Origin of the sequence: Pseudomonas sp. B10(2017), from assembly GCF_002113295.1 — a bacterium.
GTDB classification, from domain to species: Bacteria; Pseudomonadota; Gammaproteobacteria; order Pseudomonadales; family Pseudomonadaceae; genus Aquipseudomonas; species Aquipseudomonas pudica.
Window position 1 is genome coordinate 141,044 of record NZ_NEJU01000012.1, and the last position, 13,636, is coordinate 154,679.

The 13,636-nt window shown below is 65.2% G+C and carries 13 protein-coding genes; 2 read left to right on the top strand and 11 right to left on the bottom strand.

Going from position 1 to position 13,636, the window contains the following annotated elements:
- Positions 1-8 precede the first annotated feature (8 nt).
- Genes CAF92_RS16155 through CAF92_RS16165 form a run of 3 tightly spaced genes read right to left on the bottom strand, consistent with a single transcriptional unit; the run spans position 9 to position 2,861 of the window.
- Positions 9-329 carry an NIPSNAP family protein gene (locus tag CAF92_RS16155; protein WP_046613952.1) on the bottom strand — a complete coding sequence of 107 codons (321 nt, stop codon included), beginning with the start codon at positions 327-329 and terminating at the stop codon, positions 9-11.
- Positions 314-2,047, bottom strand: a complete 1,734-nt coding sequence (locus tag CAF92_RS16160) for an FAD-dependent oxidoreductase (protein WP_085601373.1) — start codon at positions 2,045-2,047, stop codon at positions 314-316. The genes CAF92_RS16155 and CAF92_RS16160 overlap by 16 nt, the downstream gene beginning before the upstream one ends.
- A gap of 4 nt (positions 2,048-2,051) precedes the next feature.
- The gene (locus CAF92_RS16165) at positions 2,052-2,861 is read right to left on the bottom strand and encodes a shikimate dehydrogenase (protein WP_085601374.1); all 810 of its coding nucleotides are present in this window, start codon (positions 2,859-2,861) and stop codon (positions 2,052-2,054) included.
- Positions 2,862-3,016: 155 nt separating this feature from the next.
- Here CAF92_RS16165 and CAF92_RS16170 point away from each other — a divergent pair, with 155 nt between their 5' ends.
- Positions 3,017-3,787, top strand: coding sequence for an IclR family transcriptional regulator (locus tag CAF92_RS16170; protein WP_085601375.1), 771 nt, complete (start codon positions 3,017-3,019; stop codon positions 3,785-3,787).
- 211 nt (positions 3,788-3,998) lie between these two features.
- Here the strand turns inward: CAF92_RS16170 and CAF92_RS16175 are convergent, their stop codons facing one another.
- From CAF92_RS16175 to CAF92_RS16205, 7 genes are read right to left on the bottom strand one after another with little or no spacing between them, the layout of a single operon-like run.
- Entirely contained in the window at positions 3,999-5,042 is a 1,044-nt protein-coding gene (locus CAF92_RS16175; protein ID WP_015269996.1) for an ABC transporter substrate-binding protein, read from the bottom strand.
- A complete protein-coding gene (locus CAF92_RS16180; RefSeq protein WP_085601376.1) occupies positions 5,039-6,172 on the bottom strand; it encodes an FAD-binding oxidoreductase in 1,134 nt (377 codons plus the stop codon). The genes CAF92_RS16175 and CAF92_RS16180 overlap by 4 nt, the downstream gene beginning before the upstream one ends.
- Positions 6,169-7,527, bottom strand: coding sequence for an NAD(P)/FAD-dependent oxidoreductase (locus CAF92_RS16185; protein WP_085601377.1), 1,359 nt, complete (start codon positions 7,525-7,527; stop codon positions 6,169-6,171). Before CAF92_RS16185 ends, CAF92_RS16180 begins: the two co-directional genes overlap by 4 nt.
- A complete protein-coding gene (locus tag CAF92_RS16190; protein WP_024086802.1) occupies positions 7,524-7,814 on the bottom strand; it encodes a (2Fe-2S)-binding protein in 291 nt (96 codons plus the stop codon). Before CAF92_RS16190 ends, CAF92_RS16185 begins: the two co-directional genes overlap by 4 nt.
- Before the next feature lie 14 nt (positions 7,815-7,828).
- A complete protein-coding gene (locus CAF92_RS16195) occupies positions 7,829-8,623 on the bottom strand; it encodes an ABC transporter permease (RefSeq protein WP_085601378.1) in 795 nt (264 codons plus the stop codon).
- 4 nt (positions 8,624-8,627) lie between these two features.
- Entirely contained in the window at positions 8,628-9,497 is an 870-nt protein-coding gene (locus tag CAF92_RS16200; RefSeq protein ID WP_046613946.1) for an ABC transporter permease, read from the bottom strand.
- Positions 9,494-10,513, bottom strand: coding sequence for an ABC transporter ATP-binding protein (locus CAF92_RS16205; RefSeq protein ID WP_085601379.1), 1,020 nt, complete (start codon positions 10,511-10,513; stop codon positions 9,494-9,496). The genes CAF92_RS16200 and CAF92_RS16205 overlap by 4 nt, the downstream gene beginning before the upstream one ends.
- A 248-nt stretch (positions 10,514-10,761) precedes the next feature.
- On the opposite strand from CAF92_RS16205, the gene CAF92_RS16210 reads away from it, so the two are divergent.
- Positions 10,762-11,589, top strand: a complete 828-nt coding sequence (locus tag CAF92_RS16210) for an IclR family transcriptional regulator (RefSeq protein WP_039613319.1) — start codon at positions 10,762-10,764, stop codon at positions 11,587-11,589.
- Positions 11,590-11,692: 103 nt separating this feature from the next.
- On the opposite strand, the gene CAF92_RS16215 is transcribed toward CAF92_RS16210, so the two are convergent.
- Positions 11,693-13,546: an ABC transporter ATP-binding protein gene (locus tag CAF92_RS16215; protein WP_046613943.1), complete on the bottom strand. Its 1,854-nt coding sequence runs from the start codon at positions 13,544-13,546 to the stop codon at positions 11,693-11,695.
- Positions 13,547-13,636: the final 90 nt, after the last annotated feature.

The window sequence follows — 13,636 nt, forward strand, 5'->3', positions numbered from 1 at the left end:
AAGAGGTTTTACTGCAGCGGCGAAAAACCGGTGGGCCGCAGCAGGCGTGACTGCAAGTGCAACACCGCGCCCAACTCGCGGTTGCGCCTTGAAAACTCTGCCCAACGCGGGTCCGCTGCCATGGCTGCGCGGCGTGCCATGCGTTCGTCGAGGCTGGCATAGCCCCAGACATGCACCACCTGGTTGACTTCGCCGAACTCGCTGGTGAAAAAGCCGACCAGGTTACCCAGGTGCTCGCGTTGCACCTCCAGCGCGTGGCTTTGGTACAGGCTCAGCCAGTCGGCCATTTTCAGTGGGTCGAGGGTGTAGGTTCTCAGTTCGTAGTACATGCTGGGGTCTCCATGTGGGTGGTTGGCGCCTGCAGGCGCGCGGCGATGTGGTTGGCAGCGAGCCAGCCGAAGGTGAGGGCAGGGCCCAGGGTGATACCGGGGCCAGGGTAGGTGCCTTTCATCAGTGAGTTCATGTCGTTGCCGACTGCATACAGCCCGGCAATCGGCTGGCCATTGCGGTTCAGCACGTTGGCCTGAGCGTTGGTCACCAGCCCGCAGGCCGAACCGAGGTCTCCGGTGTGGATGCGGATGGCGTAGAACGGGCCGCTGGTCAGCGGCGCGAGGCATGGGTTGGGCATGTGTTGTGGGTCGCCCATGTAGCGGTTGTAGCTGTTGCCGCCTTTGCCGAACGCGCGGTCGATGCCGTTGCGTGCGTCGGCGTTGAACTGCTCCAGGGTCTGCATGAACCCCTGTGGGTCCAGGCCAATGGCCTTGGCCAGGGCCTGCGCTGTTGCGGCGCGGTACAGGTAGCCGGCGTCGATCAATGCCTGGTTGTCCACCGGCTTTGGCCGCGCCAGGCCCAGGCCGTAGCGGTTCATCGCCTCGGCGTCGCAGACCAGCCAGCAGCTGGCGATGCCTTTGGCGAACATGGTCTGCACGAAGTGGTGGTAGGAATCGGATTCGTTGACGAAGCGTCGCCCGTCCGGGCTCACCGCGATCACGCCTGGTTTGGCGCGGTCGGTGACCAGGTGCGGGAAGCGTTCATGCTCGCCACTGGCATGCCGCAATTCGGAAACCGGTGCCCAGAAGAAGTTGGCCACCAGGCCTTCGCCCTGGGCTGCGGCCACGGCTTGGCCAAGGCGCAGGGCAGCGCCGTCATTGGTGGGCGGTGACATGGTCAGGTGCGGCGCTTGCCGGGCCGGCCGGTAGCTGTCGGCGAGCGCGCCTGCAGCGAACCCGCCCATGGCGCACACCACTCCACCCCGCGCCAGCACCCGCTCACGGCGCCCTTCGCGTTGCACCACCACGCCGGTGACCACGCCGCGTTCGACGATCAGTTCCAGGGCTTCGCTGCGTAACCACAGCTGCGTGCCATGGGCGAAGGCGCTGCTGGCCAGGCGGGCGATCAAGGCGTTGCCGGTGGTAAGCCGCGTGCCGCGCGGGTGGCTCAGGCGGTCCCGCGCATAACGCGCCATCAGCTTCAGACAATGCCACAGCGACCGGGGCGAGCGGCGGATACTGAGAAAATGCTGGATATCCACGCGGTTGACCATCATGCCGCCAAACAGCAGCATGCCGGGCGGCGGCATCTTCAGGTTCTTGAAGTGCTGCCCGAGCTGTTTGCCGTCGTACTCGACCATTTCCAGCGCCCGGCCAAACTGGGTGGCACCCGGGGCGTCCGGATAATAGTCCGGCGAGTGCGGGCGCAGGGCATAGCGCAGTTCGGTGTTCTGCTCCAGCCAGCGCAGCGCCTGGTGGCCATGCTCGATGAAGGCGTCGGCCAGGGCGGGATCGTAGCCGTCGCCGATGACCTGCCTGAGGTAGGTGCGGATGGCCTCGGGGGAGTCCACCGCACCGGCGGCGCGGGCTTGATCGGTACCGTAGAGCCACACCGCCCCGCCGGAAATTGCCGAGGTGCCGCCAAAGTGTTCGGCCTTTTCCACCACCAGCACTTTCAGCCCATGGCGCGCGGCCGTGGCGGCAGCGGTAAAGCCACCGGCGCCACTGCCCAGCACGACCAGGTCAAAGTTGTGTTGCGCATGTTCATGCGTCGGCATGGCTTCAGATCTCCAGCGGCGTGACGCCCATGAAGGCGCCCAGGTGCCCGAGTTGGGCGAAGGCCATTTCCGGGCCGGTCTGGACTGTGCAGCCAACCTGGCGTGCCCGGTTGAGCAGTGGGGTGATCTCGGGCGAGGTGACCACGTCGGCGACCAGGGTTTCGGGCTGCAAGGTGGCGAGCAGGGCGGCAGGCAGCGGCAGCTCCGCGCTACCGCCCATGCCGACAGGGGAGGCGTTGACCAGCAGGTCGAAGCCTTCCAGCCCGTCGACCCGGGTGGCGAGTTCGACCTTGGGGAAGGCATTGCCGAGCAGCTCGCAAACAGCGCCCACGCGTGCTGTGCTGGGGTCGCTGAGGGTGACGCTGGCGATGCCGGCCTCGCCCAGTGCATGGGCAATGGCACTGCCGACCCCGCCACAACCGATCACCAGTGCCCGCTTGCCTGCCGGCTCGAAACCATGTTTGCGCGCAGCACCGAGGAAGCCGGCGCCGTCCACGTTGTCGCCCAGCAGGCGACCGTCACGCTCACGGCGAATCACATTGACCGAGCCCAGCGCGGCTGCACGTTCGCTCAGGCCATCAAGGCGGCTGGCCAGGGCCTGCTTGTATGGCACGGTGACCACGCACCCACGCAGGTTCTGCCAGCCGCGCAGGGTACCGGCGAAGGTATCCAGTGCAGCCTCATGCAGGTCGATGGGCAGCATGGCCAGGTTGCAGTTGTTGTTGGCGAACCAGGTGTTGAAGTTGTCCGGGGACTTCACCTGGGCAATTGGCGAACCGACGATGGCGACCAGTTCAGTGGAACCACGAATCATGCTGACCTCCTTATTGGCGTTGTTATGGAGGCCAAGGGTGAGGCAACGGGGTCGTTGGCAACAATGCGCTGATCGGGCGTTTAATGCGATAATCGCATCCTTGATCCGGTTATCGCGGTAATCGGCTGTTTTTGCCCTGCTTGCGAGTCGAATAGATGAACACCCCCGCTATCCATCCTCGTGACTTGATCGCCGGCTTGCAGAAAGGCCTGGCGCTCATGCAGCTGTTCAGCGCCGAGCAGCCGCGCCTGAGCGTGCCGCAGGCGGCCAGGCTGTCCGGCCTTACCCCCAGTGCCGCGCGGCGGTTTCTGTTGACCTTGGTGCACGAAGGGTTTGCCGAAACCGACAGCCGTGAGTACTGGCTTACGCCCAAGGCGCTGCGCCTCGGCCAGGCGTATGTGGACTCGGCGCAATTGCCGCGCATGCTGCGGCCGATCGTCGAGCAGGTGGCGAGGCAGACGCAGGAGCATGTGTCGGTGGGTACCCGTGATGGTGACGAGATCATCCACCTGGTACGCAGCCGCTACAGCCATGTGGCCTCGTTGTCGATCCGGCCGGGTTCGCGGGTGCCGATGTATTGCACCGCCGGCGGGCGTGTCTGGCTGGCCTGGCTGGATGAGGGAGAACGGGATGCCTACTTTGCGCGTAACCCGCTGCGGGGGTTGACGCCTTATACGCAGACGGACCGGTTGCAACTGGAGGCGGAGTTGCTGCGGGTGAGGGAGCAAGGGTTCTGTATCGTGGACCAGGAGTATGAAGTCGGCATGCGGGTGCTGGGTGTGCCACTGCTGGACCGGGCCGGCCGGCTGAAAGCGACATTGACCATCACCACCCATGCTTCGCGGTTGAGTGTGGATGAAATACGCTTGCGGTATCTGCCGACCCTGTACGAGGCGCAGGCGTTGTTGCGGCCGGTGCTGGATTGAGGTGTTAGGGTTTGGAGGCGTGTTGCCTTCTTCCCGGGAAACTAGATCTCATAGAACTGAACATGATTCATTGAGCTAGCCGGGACCCTGTGGGAGCGGCTTCAGCCGCGAACACCGGCGCAGCCGGTGCCATGCACCGCGCTGGATTCTTCGCGGCTAAAGCCGCTCCCACAGGGTACGCAAAGGGGTGGGAGCGGCCCAGGCCCTCGGCTTATCTCTCGATCTGGCGGTTCCAGCGCGCGTTCCACTCGGGGCGCTGGGTATTGACCTGGTCCCAGTCGATGGTCACGGCGGTCTGCAGGTAGGTCTGCATGGCTTCGACCTGGCCACGGGTCTTGTCGCTGGTGGGCGTGTTGGGGTTGGACGGGATCTGGTCACCCAGCTCCAGTGCCGGCGACTGCGCCTCGGGGCTGAGCAGGAACTCGGCGAGCTTCTGTGCAAGCTCCGGCTGGTCGTTGTTGGCCGTGACGCATTCGGCCTGGTTGAGCACCACGGCACCTTCCTTGGGCGCGGCGTACTCCACCGGGATGCCTTTGAGCTTCAGCGCCGTCACCTGGGTGGGGGTGAGCGGGAACAGCGCGGCTTCGTCGGTTTGCACCATTTCCGAGAGCTTGGCCGAGTTGGGGATGTACTCCAGCACGTTCGGGCCCACGTTCTTCTGCCAGGCGGCGAAGCCCGGGTTGACGTCGGTATCGCTACCGCCGTGCAGGCGGTTGTACATCAGGAAACCATGCAGGCCGAAGGTGGACGATGCCATCGACTGGAACACCACCTTGTCCTTGAAGCGCGGGTCGGCCAGGTCGTTCCATGAGGTAGGCGCTGCCCAGCCATTGGCCTTGAACAGGCGGCTGTTGTAGGCAAGCCCGGTCACGCCCAGGCTGACTGCGGCGGCCTTGTCCTTGATCAAAGCCTTTTCCGGCAACTGGGCCAAGGTCGGGTTGGGTTTGAGCGTGCTGCACAGGCCCATGCCGATGGCGCGGTACATGATGCCGTCATCCAGCACCATCACATGGATCGACGGCTTGTTCGGCGTGGCCTGGACCTTGGCCAGGATGTCGGCCGAGGTGCCTGGAACGATCACCACCTTCACCCCGTTGGCCTGCTCGAACCTTGGCAGGATATTGTCGCTGAACAGCCGCTCCATGGTGCCGCCGTTCATGCCCAGGTACAGCGTGGGTTGGGCCATGGCGGGCAGGCAGGCGAACAGGCCGGGCACGGTGCAGAACAGGGCGAGCAAACGTTGCTTGTGCGTCATGACAGGTTTTCCTTGTAGTGGTTGGGCTGAAAGCGGTTGATGGAAAAAGCCGCCAGGCTGAGTGCCGGCGCGCCGTGCAGGATGCATTGCGCCAACGCTTCACCGGCAGCCGGGCCTATCTGGAAGCCGGCACCGGCAAAGCCGAAACCATGCAGCAGGCCAGGCTGGCGCAGGCTGGGGCCGAGCACCGGTTCGTCATCGGGCAGGTAACCCTCGGTGCCGCTCCAGGTGCGTATGGCCTGGGCGCCCGCCAGTGCCGGGTACAGCTCGGTGGCGTTGCGCAGGATGTCGAGTACTGCGGCCTGGCCCGGGCGTGCGGTGGTCGGGGTCAGGGCAAAACCGCGCCCGCCGCCCAGCACGCAGTTGCCACGCGCCACCTGGCGGGCGTAGATGCCGCCGCCTTCGACCCCGGTGCTGGCGGTCATGAACAGCGGCAGCGGCTCGGTAACCAGCATGGCCGGGTGGGCTGCGGTCAGCGGCACCGGCTCGCCGAACCGCTCGGCCAGTTGCGCCGACCAGGCGCCGGCGCAATTCAACAACCAGGGCGCCTTGAAGCCTTGGCCGCTGCTGGTGTGTACGCTGAAGCGGTAGCCGTCGTGACCCACCTCCAGCACCTTGCACTGCTCATGCACCTGGGCGCCGCTGCGCCTGGCCGCCTGGGCGAAGGCCGGTGACACCAGCCGTGGGTTGGCATGGCCGTCTTCGGGGCAGTACGAGGCGCCGACGGCGATATCGCCCACCCAGGGGAAGCGCTGGCGCAGTTCGCGTCGTTCAAGCAGTTGCAGGCGCAGGTCAAAAGCCTGGGTACGCTGGGCATAGGCCTTCAAGGCATCGAAGTCGGTTTCGCTGCGTGCCAGCTTCAGGTGGCCGCTGCGGGCGTATTCGCCATCGATGCCGATCCACTCGCGCAGATTCCCCCAGATGGCATGGGCGCGCATCGACAATGGCAGCTGCGCCAACGAGCGGCCCTGACGGCGCACACCGCCGTAGTTGACCCCGCTGGAATGCGAGCCGCAGAAGTCGCGTTCCAGCAATGCCACTTGCCGACCAGCGCGGGCCAGGGTCAAGGCAGCGCTGCTGCCGACGATGCCGCCGCCGACGATGATGGCATCCACTTCGATCAGCTTCATGGTTTTATCTCCAGGCCAAAGGGCAGGGGCTTGACCGGAGCCTGGCCACGCAGGCGCCCGACCTGGTCAATGGCCCGACCGCTTTCGCAGGCGATCAACTCGGCGGCAGCAGCACCGCACACGCGGCCCTGGCAGCGGCCCATACCGACTCGGCACATGGCTTTGACCCGGTTGATTTCCCAGTGCCCGGCACGCACGGTGGCGCGGATTTCCCCGGCGCTGATCTGCTCGCAGCGGCACACGGTGAGCTGGTCCGGGGCTTGCCGTGCCCACTGCTCGGGAAACGGAAAGGCCTGCTCCAGCCCCTGGCGGAAGCGCTGCAGGGTGGCCAGGCGCCTTTCCAGTTGCTGCTGGCGCTGCGGGTTGCCGGGCTTGCCGAGGTCGGCCAGCAGTGTCAGGGCGGCCAGTTCACCGCTCATCTCGGCACCGTCGGCACCGAGGATGCCGGCACCGTCACCTGCCAGGTATACGCCGGGGCTGCTGGCCCGGCCCTGGGCATCACGTACCGGTAGCCAGGCGCGGTTGAGCGCGCTCCAGGCGAACTGGCAACCCAGAAGGTCGGCCAGTTGGGTTTCACTGCGCAGGGCGTGGGCGAATGCCATGGCGTCGCACGCCAGGTCGTGTTGCTGGCCATTGCTCAACCAGCGCACACCGCTGGCGCGTTGCTCGCCGTCGATACCCAGCAGGGTCACGCCCTGGTGCACGGGCACACCCTTGCGGGCCAGCCAGGCTCGGTAGTACAGGCCCTTGGCAAAGGTGCCCGGTTGCAGAAGCAGGCGTGGCAGGGCACGCACCTGGGCGCTGAACGGTGAGGTGTCGAGCACCGCGCTAACCCTGGCACCGGCCTTGGCATACTGGTAGGCCACCAGGTACAGCAGCGGCCCGCTGCCGGCCAGCACCACCCGTTCACCGATCGCGCAGCCCTGGAACTTCAGGGCGATTTGCGCAGCGCCCAAGGTATAGACCCCAGGCAGGGTCCAACCGGGTATCGGCAACACCCGGTCGGTGGCACCGGTGGCGACGATCACCCGGTCGAACGCCAGGCGGTCGGCCAGGTGGCCCTGTTGCAAGGTGTCCAGCACTTGGTTCTCGGCGTTCCAAACGAGGGTGTCCGGGCGGTAGTCGACCTGCCCGCGCAGTTGCTCGAGGGTGTTGTGCAGGGCTTGGGCCTTGCCGGCCTCGAAGCCGTACAAGGCTTTGGCCGAGCGGCGAAAATTGGCCGGCTGCTGGCGGTAGATCTGCCCGCCGCCGCGGCTGGCTTCGTCCAGCAGCACCGGGCGCAGGCCGTGGGCTACGAGGGTTTGCGCGGCGCGGATGCCGGCCGGGCCGGCGCCGATGATCACGATCGCACTCATGGCTGGCGCCCCGGGTCGCGGGTCACGCACTGGCCCGGTTCCAGAAAGGTCGAGCAGGCGCGTACCCGGCGGCCATCCTGCAGGCGTACCCAGCAGTCCTGGCAGGCGCCCATCAGGCAGAAGCCGGCGCGTGGTTCGGCGTTGAAGTCGCTGCCGCGCAGGTGCCCGGCATTGGTCAGGATGGCAGTCAGCAGGGTATCTCCGCTCATGCCTTTGGCCGGTTGGCCGTCGAGCAGGAAAGGCACAGGCTCACGGTCGTGTTCGGCCACGCGCTTGAACAGGGGCATGGGAGCGTTCCTTGTCATTGCTTGCCCACCAGCACGCGGTCCAGGCCATATACGCGGTCCAGGGCGACCATGGTCAGGGCGGTGACGGCGATCACCAGTGCCGAGACGGCGGCCATCATCGGGTCGATGGATTCGGTGGCGTATACGTACATGCGCACTGGCAGGGTCTGGGTGGCAGGCGAGGTGACGAAGATCGACAGGGTCACTTCGTCGAAGCTGTTGATGAAGGCCAGCAGCCAGCCGCCGGCTACACCGGGCAGGATCATCGGCAGGGTGACCTTGCAGAACAGCGTGACCCGGCCAGCGCCCAGGCTTTGCGCAGCCTGCTCGGCACTGCGATCGATTCCGATGGCTGCAGCCAGTACCAGGCGTAGCACGTAGGGGGTAATCACCACGACATGGGCGAACACCAGCCAGGCGAAGCTGCCATTGACCCCCAGCAGGGCGAACAGCCGCAGCAAGGCCACACCCAGCACCAGGTGCGGGATGATGATCGGCGATAGCAGCAGGCCGTTGAGAAAGCCTTGGCCGGGGAAGCTGTAGCGGGTGATCGCCAGGCTCGCCGGCACGGCGATCAGAGTGGCCAGCGAGGCAGCCAGGGCTGCGAGTTTCAGGCTGTTGTAGAACGCATCGAGAAAATCGGCACGCTCGAACACGGCGCTGAACCAGCGCAGCGAGAAGCCGGCAGTGGGCAGGCTCAGGGTGTTTTCCGGGGTGAATGCCACCAGGCACACCACCACCAGCGGGGCGAGCATGAACAGCATCACCAGGGCGTGAAAGGACAGGGCCAGCGGGCCGTTACGGGTCATCGGTTCAGACTCCAAGTGCGCGTTTGTAGCGGCGTTCGACCAATCGGTTCCAGCTGAGCATCACCAGCAGGTTGATCAGCAGCAGGGCCACGGCGATGGTGGCACCCATCGGCCAGTTCAGTTCGGCCAGGTACTGGTCGTAGATCATGGTGGCGACCATCTTCAGCCGGCGCCCGCCCAGCAGGCCGGGAATGGCGAACGAACTGGCGGCCAGGCCGAACACGATCAGCGTGCCCGACAGCACGCCGGGCATGATCTGTGGCAGCACGATGCGGCGGAACACCGTCCACTGGCTGGCACCCAGCGAGAGCGCAGCCTGCTCGGCAGCCGGGTCGAGTTTCTGCAGCGAGGTCCACACCGGGATGATCATGAACGGCAGCATCACGTGGACCAGGCCGATGATCACTGCAAACGGCGTATACAGCAGCTTCACCGGCTGCCCGCCGAGAGCAGTGATGCCCTGGTTGACCAGGCCGTCGGCGCCTAGCAGCAGGCTCCAGCCGAAGGCTCGCACCACCACCGAAATCAGCAGCGGGGTCAGCACCAGGATCAGGAAGATCGAGCGCCACGGCGCGCCCATGCGGCTGAGCACCAAGGCCTCGGGGATGCCGATCAGCACGCAAAGCAGGGTGACCAGGGCGCTGATCCAGAAGGTGCGGAAGAAGATCTCGTAGTAGTAGGTGTCGGTCACCAGGCTCAGGTAATGGCCGAAGGTGTACTGGCCGGCCTGGATGCCGCTGCTGTAGTCGAACGCGTTGAACGACAGCAGCACGGTCAGCCCCAATGGCACCACCAGCAAGGCCAGGAACAACAGCAGCGCCGGGCTGCTCAAGCCATAGCCCCAGGCGCTGCTGCGCAGCTTTGCCGCGCTCATGCCGCCACCTCGCCAGCGTTCAGCACCCGCAGCAGGGCATCGTTCCAGTCCAGGCCGACCTGTGTGCCTTCATCCAGCGGTGTGTTGCCGTCGTTGGCACGCACCACAGCCAGGTTGCCCAAGGCTGTGTCGACCCGATACAGCCATTGGCTGCCGAGGAAGTAGCGGCAGCTGATGCGGCCTGCGAGCTTGCCGCTGCCGGCCGGGCCGAGGCTGATCTTTTCCGGGCGCAGGCTGAGGGTCAGCGGGCCCTGGGCATCCGCCTGCGGTTGCCCGCCGGGGCCGGTTACGCCGCGCAGGCGGTTGGCCTTGCCGACAAAGTCGGAAATGAAAGGCGTGCCCGGGTGTTCATACAGGCGGTAGGGGTCATCGACCTGGGTAATGCGCCCGGCTTCCATCACCACCACCCGGTCGCTGATCGACAGCGCCTCGGCCTGGTCGTGGGTGACCATCAAAGTGGTGATGCCGACCTCGTTCTGGATACGGCAGATCTCGAACTGCATTTCTTCACGCAGGTGGGCGTCCAGGTTGGACAGCGGTTCGTCCAGCAGCAGCACTGGCGGTTCGATCACCAGTGCACGGGCCAGGGCCACCCGTTGACGCTGGCCACCGGAGAGTTCGCGCGGGTAGCGCTCGGCATGTTTGTCCAGTCGCACCAGCGCCAGGGCCTGGTCGACCCGGCGGGCTATGTCGGCGTTGGCCACCTTGCGCATGCGCAGGCCGAAGGCGACGTTGTCGCGCACGGTCATGTGCGGGAACAGCGCGTAGCTCTGGAACACCACGCCCAGGCCTCGGCTGGCCGGCTTGGCGTGGGTGATGTCGCGGCCGTCGAGGACAATGCGGCCGCTGGTGACCTCGACGAAGCCGGCAATCATTTGCAGGGTGGTGGTCTTGCCGCAGCCCGAAGGGCCAAGCAGGGAGACGAACTCGCCTTTCTCGATGGCCAGTGACGAGCTGGCCACTGCCTCCGTGGCGCCATAGCGCTTGCAAAGCTTGTCGATCAACAGAAAGGTCATGGCTGTGCTCCATCGCAAACGGAACCGGGGTCAACCGGCAGTTTCAGGGTGGGCAGAGCGCCAGCGGCGAAAAGCAATGCTTTACGGACGTTGGCGCTCGCTGCTGTGGCGGCGGCCGATGTTGTGATATCGCCCTATGGACCGGAGAGTAGGGCAATGATTAGGATGGCGACAAAGGGTAATTTCACTGGGTGACAGCTATTTTGAAATTATTCCGCTGACTGGAATTTTCTAAGGTTTGACGAAAAATGGATTCCGATAAACGAAATGAGCAGGCCAAGGAAGTAGGCGTCAGTGCAGTGTCGCGTTTGTTCGCCGTGTTGCGTGCGCTGGGAGATTGCGGTGGCGAGGGCGAGAAGGTCAGCCAACTGGCGCAGCGGGTTGGCCTGGCGCAACCCACCACCCACCGCCTGCTGCGCAGCCTGATTGAAGAAGGCATGGTCGACCAGTGCGCGACCAGCAAGCGCTACCGGCTGAGCCTGGATTTTTTTGCCTTGGCGGCCAAGGCCGGGCAAGCCGGCAACCTGCGCGATGTGGTGCGCCCCAGCCTGCTGCGGCTGTCGGCCTCGCTGGGCGATTCGCTGTTCCTGCTGGCGCGCTCAGGGTTCGATGCGGTGTGCCTGGACCGCAGCGAAGGGCCATACCCGATTCGTACCTTCACCGGTGATATCGGCGGCCGTGTGGCCTTGGGGGTGGGGCAGGGCAGCCTGGCAATCCTGGCCTTTCTGCCGGAGGAGGAGCGCGACGAGGTGATCCGCTACAACCTGCCGCGGCTGAAGGATTTCCACCATTACGACGAAGTCATGCTGCGCGCCGAAATCGACAATGTGCGCAGCCTCGGTTATGCCGGGCGCAATACCGGAGTGCTCGATGGCATGGCCGGCCTGGCGGTGCCGATCCTCGATCGTAACGGCCATGCGGTGGCGGCCCTGAGCGTGGCGACCATCAGCGACCGCCTGGGGCCCAACCGCATGCCAACCGTGGTAGCGCTGCTCAAGCGCGAGGCGGCGGCGATTGGCGAGCGGGTCAACCCGTTCGACCCGGTGCTGCGCCGGCCTTCGCATGTGTTTGGTTGAGGGCCAGGATTGAGCTCAGTCCATCGTCGTGATGGAAAACTGATGGAGGTCGACGCATGGCACCGGCTTTGCCGGTGTTCGCCGGGCCCGCTCCCATACAGGCCTACTCCATCGCCTCGGCCACGCCCTGGTCCTCACCCAGGAACCCGCCGCTCTGGTGCTGCCACAACCGCGCATAAGTCCCATTCTTCGCCAGCAGTTGCGCATGGGTGCCTTGTTCGATGATGCGCCCTTCATCCATCACGATCAGCCGGTCCATGGCGGCAATCGTCGACAACCGGTGGGCGATGGCGATGACGGTCTTGCCTTGCATCATTTCATCCAGGCTCTCCTGAATGGCCACTTCCACTTCCGAGTCCAGCGCACTGGTGGCTTCGTCCAGCAGCAGGATCGGCGCGTTCTTCAGCATTACCCGGGCAATGGCGATGCGCTGGCGCTGACCACCTGACAGCTTGATGCCGCGCTCTCCCACCAAAGTGTCGTAACCGGTGTTGCCCTGGCGGTCGCTGAGCTGGCTGATGAAACCATCGGCCTGGGCATTGGCCGCAGCGGCGCGAATCTGCGCTTCGGTGGCATCGGGGCGGCCATAGGCGATGTTGTCGCGAATCGAGCGGTGCAGCAGCGAGGTGTCCTGAGTGACCATGCCGATGGCGCTGCGCAGGCTGTCCTGGGTGACCTTGGCCACGTTCTGCCCGTCGATGCGGATTTCCCCACGGTCCACGTCGTAGAAGCGCAGCAGCAGGTTGATCAAGGTGGACTTGCCGGCCCCGGAGCGGCCGACCAGGCCGACTTTTTCGCCCGGGCGGATGTGCAGGCTCAGGTCGTCGAGCACCTGGCGCTCGCCGTTGTAGTTGAAGCCGACCTTGTCGAAACTCACCGCGCCGCCCTTGGTTACCAGTTCGGTAGCGCCGGGCGCATCCTTCACCTTGGGGCCGCGGGTGAGGGTGGCCATGCCGTCCTGCACGGTGCCGATGTTCTCGAACAGCGAGGTTATCTCCCACATGATCCAGTGCGACATGCCGTTGATACGCAAGGCCATGGCGGTGATCGCCGCCACCGCCCCGGTGCCGACCTGGCCCTGGTGCCACAACCACAGGGCATAGCCACCGGCAGCCATGATCAGGCCCACCACCAGTGCCTGGTTGACGATTTCGAACTGGCTGACCAGACGCATCTGGCGAAAACCGGTCTGCTTGAAATCCTCCATGGCTGCGCGTGCGAAATGCGCTTCGCGGTTGGCGTGCGAGAACAGTTTTACCGTGGTGATGTTGGTATAGGCGTCAGAAACCCGCCCGGTCATCGATGATCGGGCGTTGGCCTGCTCCTGGCCGACCTTGCCCAGGCGCGGCACGAAATACAGCATGGCCAGGCCGAACAGCACGACCCAGGCAATGAATGGCAGCATCAGCTTCAGGGCAAAGCCACCGGCCAGGGCGATGATCGCGATGAAGTACACGCCGATCCCGGGCAGGATCTCGATGAGGGTGAACAACACATCGCGAACCGCCAGCGCCGTCTGCATCACCTTGGTGGTGACCCGGCCGGAAAACTCGTCAGAAAAGAACGACAGGCTCTGGCGCAGCATCAGCCGGTGAAAGTCCCAACGCAGGCGCAGCGGCAAGTTGATCGCCAGTACCTGGTGCTGAAGCATGGTGCGCAGCGCCACCAACCCGATGCTGACCAGCAGGACGATGCCGATACCCCAGAGCACCCGGGTTTCTTCGGGGCCGATGTTACCGCCGGCCTGCCAGGCCGAAAGCAGGTCCACGACCTGGCCGAGGAAGGCGAACAGCCAGGCTTCGTAGATCGATACCCCGGCACTGAGCAGTGCAAGTGCCAGGATGTAGCCGCGCGCCCCTCGGGTGCAGGCCCACATGAAGCGCAGCAGGCCAACGGGTGGCGGAGGTATCTCGTCGGGTGGGAAAGGGTCGAGCCAGCGCTCAAAGATACGAAACATGCTTGTCTCCGGAAGATCAATTCTTGCCTGGCCGGTGGCCATGACCCAGCGATGCATTCGCTGTCGACAAGCCGGGCGTGGGCTGCAGGG

Bases quoted from the DNA above. Each gene is read 5' to 3' on its own strand.
- CAF92_RS16155 (WP_046613952.1), bottom strand. From the start codon at position 329: ATGTACTACGAACTGAGAACCTACACCCTCGACCCACTGAAAATGGCC.
- CAF92_RS16160 (WP_085601373.1), bottom strand. From the start codon at position 2,047: ATGCCGACGCATGAACATGCGCAACACAACTTTGACCTGGTCGTGCTG.
- CAF92_RS16165 (WP_085601374.1), bottom strand. From the start codon at position 2,861: ATGATTCGTGGTTCCACTGAACTGGTCGCCATCGTCGGTTCGCCAATT.
- CAF92_RS16170 (WP_085601375.1), top strand. From the start codon at position 3,017: ATGAACACCCCCGCTATCCATCCTCGTGACTTGATCGCCGGCTTGCAG.
- CAF92_RS16175 (WP_015269996.1), bottom strand. From the start codon at position 5,042: ATGACGCACAAGCAACGTTTGCTCGCCCTGTTCTGCACCGTGCCCGGC.
- CAF92_RS16180 (WP_085601376.1), bottom strand. From the start codon at position 6,172: ATGAAGCTGATCGAAGTGGATGCCATCATCGTCGGCGGCGGCATCGTC.
- CAF92_RS16185 (WP_085601377.1), bottom strand. From the start codon at position 7,527: ATGAGTGCGATCGTGATCATCGGCGCCGGCCCGGCCGGCATCCGCGCC.
- CAF92_RS16190 (WP_024086802.1), bottom strand. From the start codon at position 7,814: ATGCCCCTGTTCAAGCGCGTGGCCGAACACGACCGTGAGCCTGTGCCT.
- CAF92_RS16195 (WP_085601378.1), bottom strand. From the start codon at position 8,623: ATGACCCGTAACGGCCCGCTGGCCCTGTCCTTTCACGCCCTGGTGATG.
- CAF92_RS16200 (WP_046613946.1), bottom strand. From the start codon at position 9,497: ATGAGCGCGGCAAAGCTGCGCAGCAGCGCCTGGGGCTATGGCTTGAGC.
- CAF92_RS16205 (WP_085601379.1), bottom strand. From the start codon at position 10,513: ATGACCTTTCTGTTGATCGACAAGCTTTGCAAGCGCTATGGCGCCACG.
- CAF92_RS16210 (WP_039613319.1), top strand. From the start codon at position 10,762: ATGGATTCCGATAAACGAAATGAGCAGGCCAAGGAAGTAGGCGTCAGT.
- CAF92_RS16215 (WP_046613943.1), bottom strand. From the start codon at position 13,546: ATGTTTCGTATCTTTGAGCGCTGGCTCGACCCTTTCCCACCCGACGAG.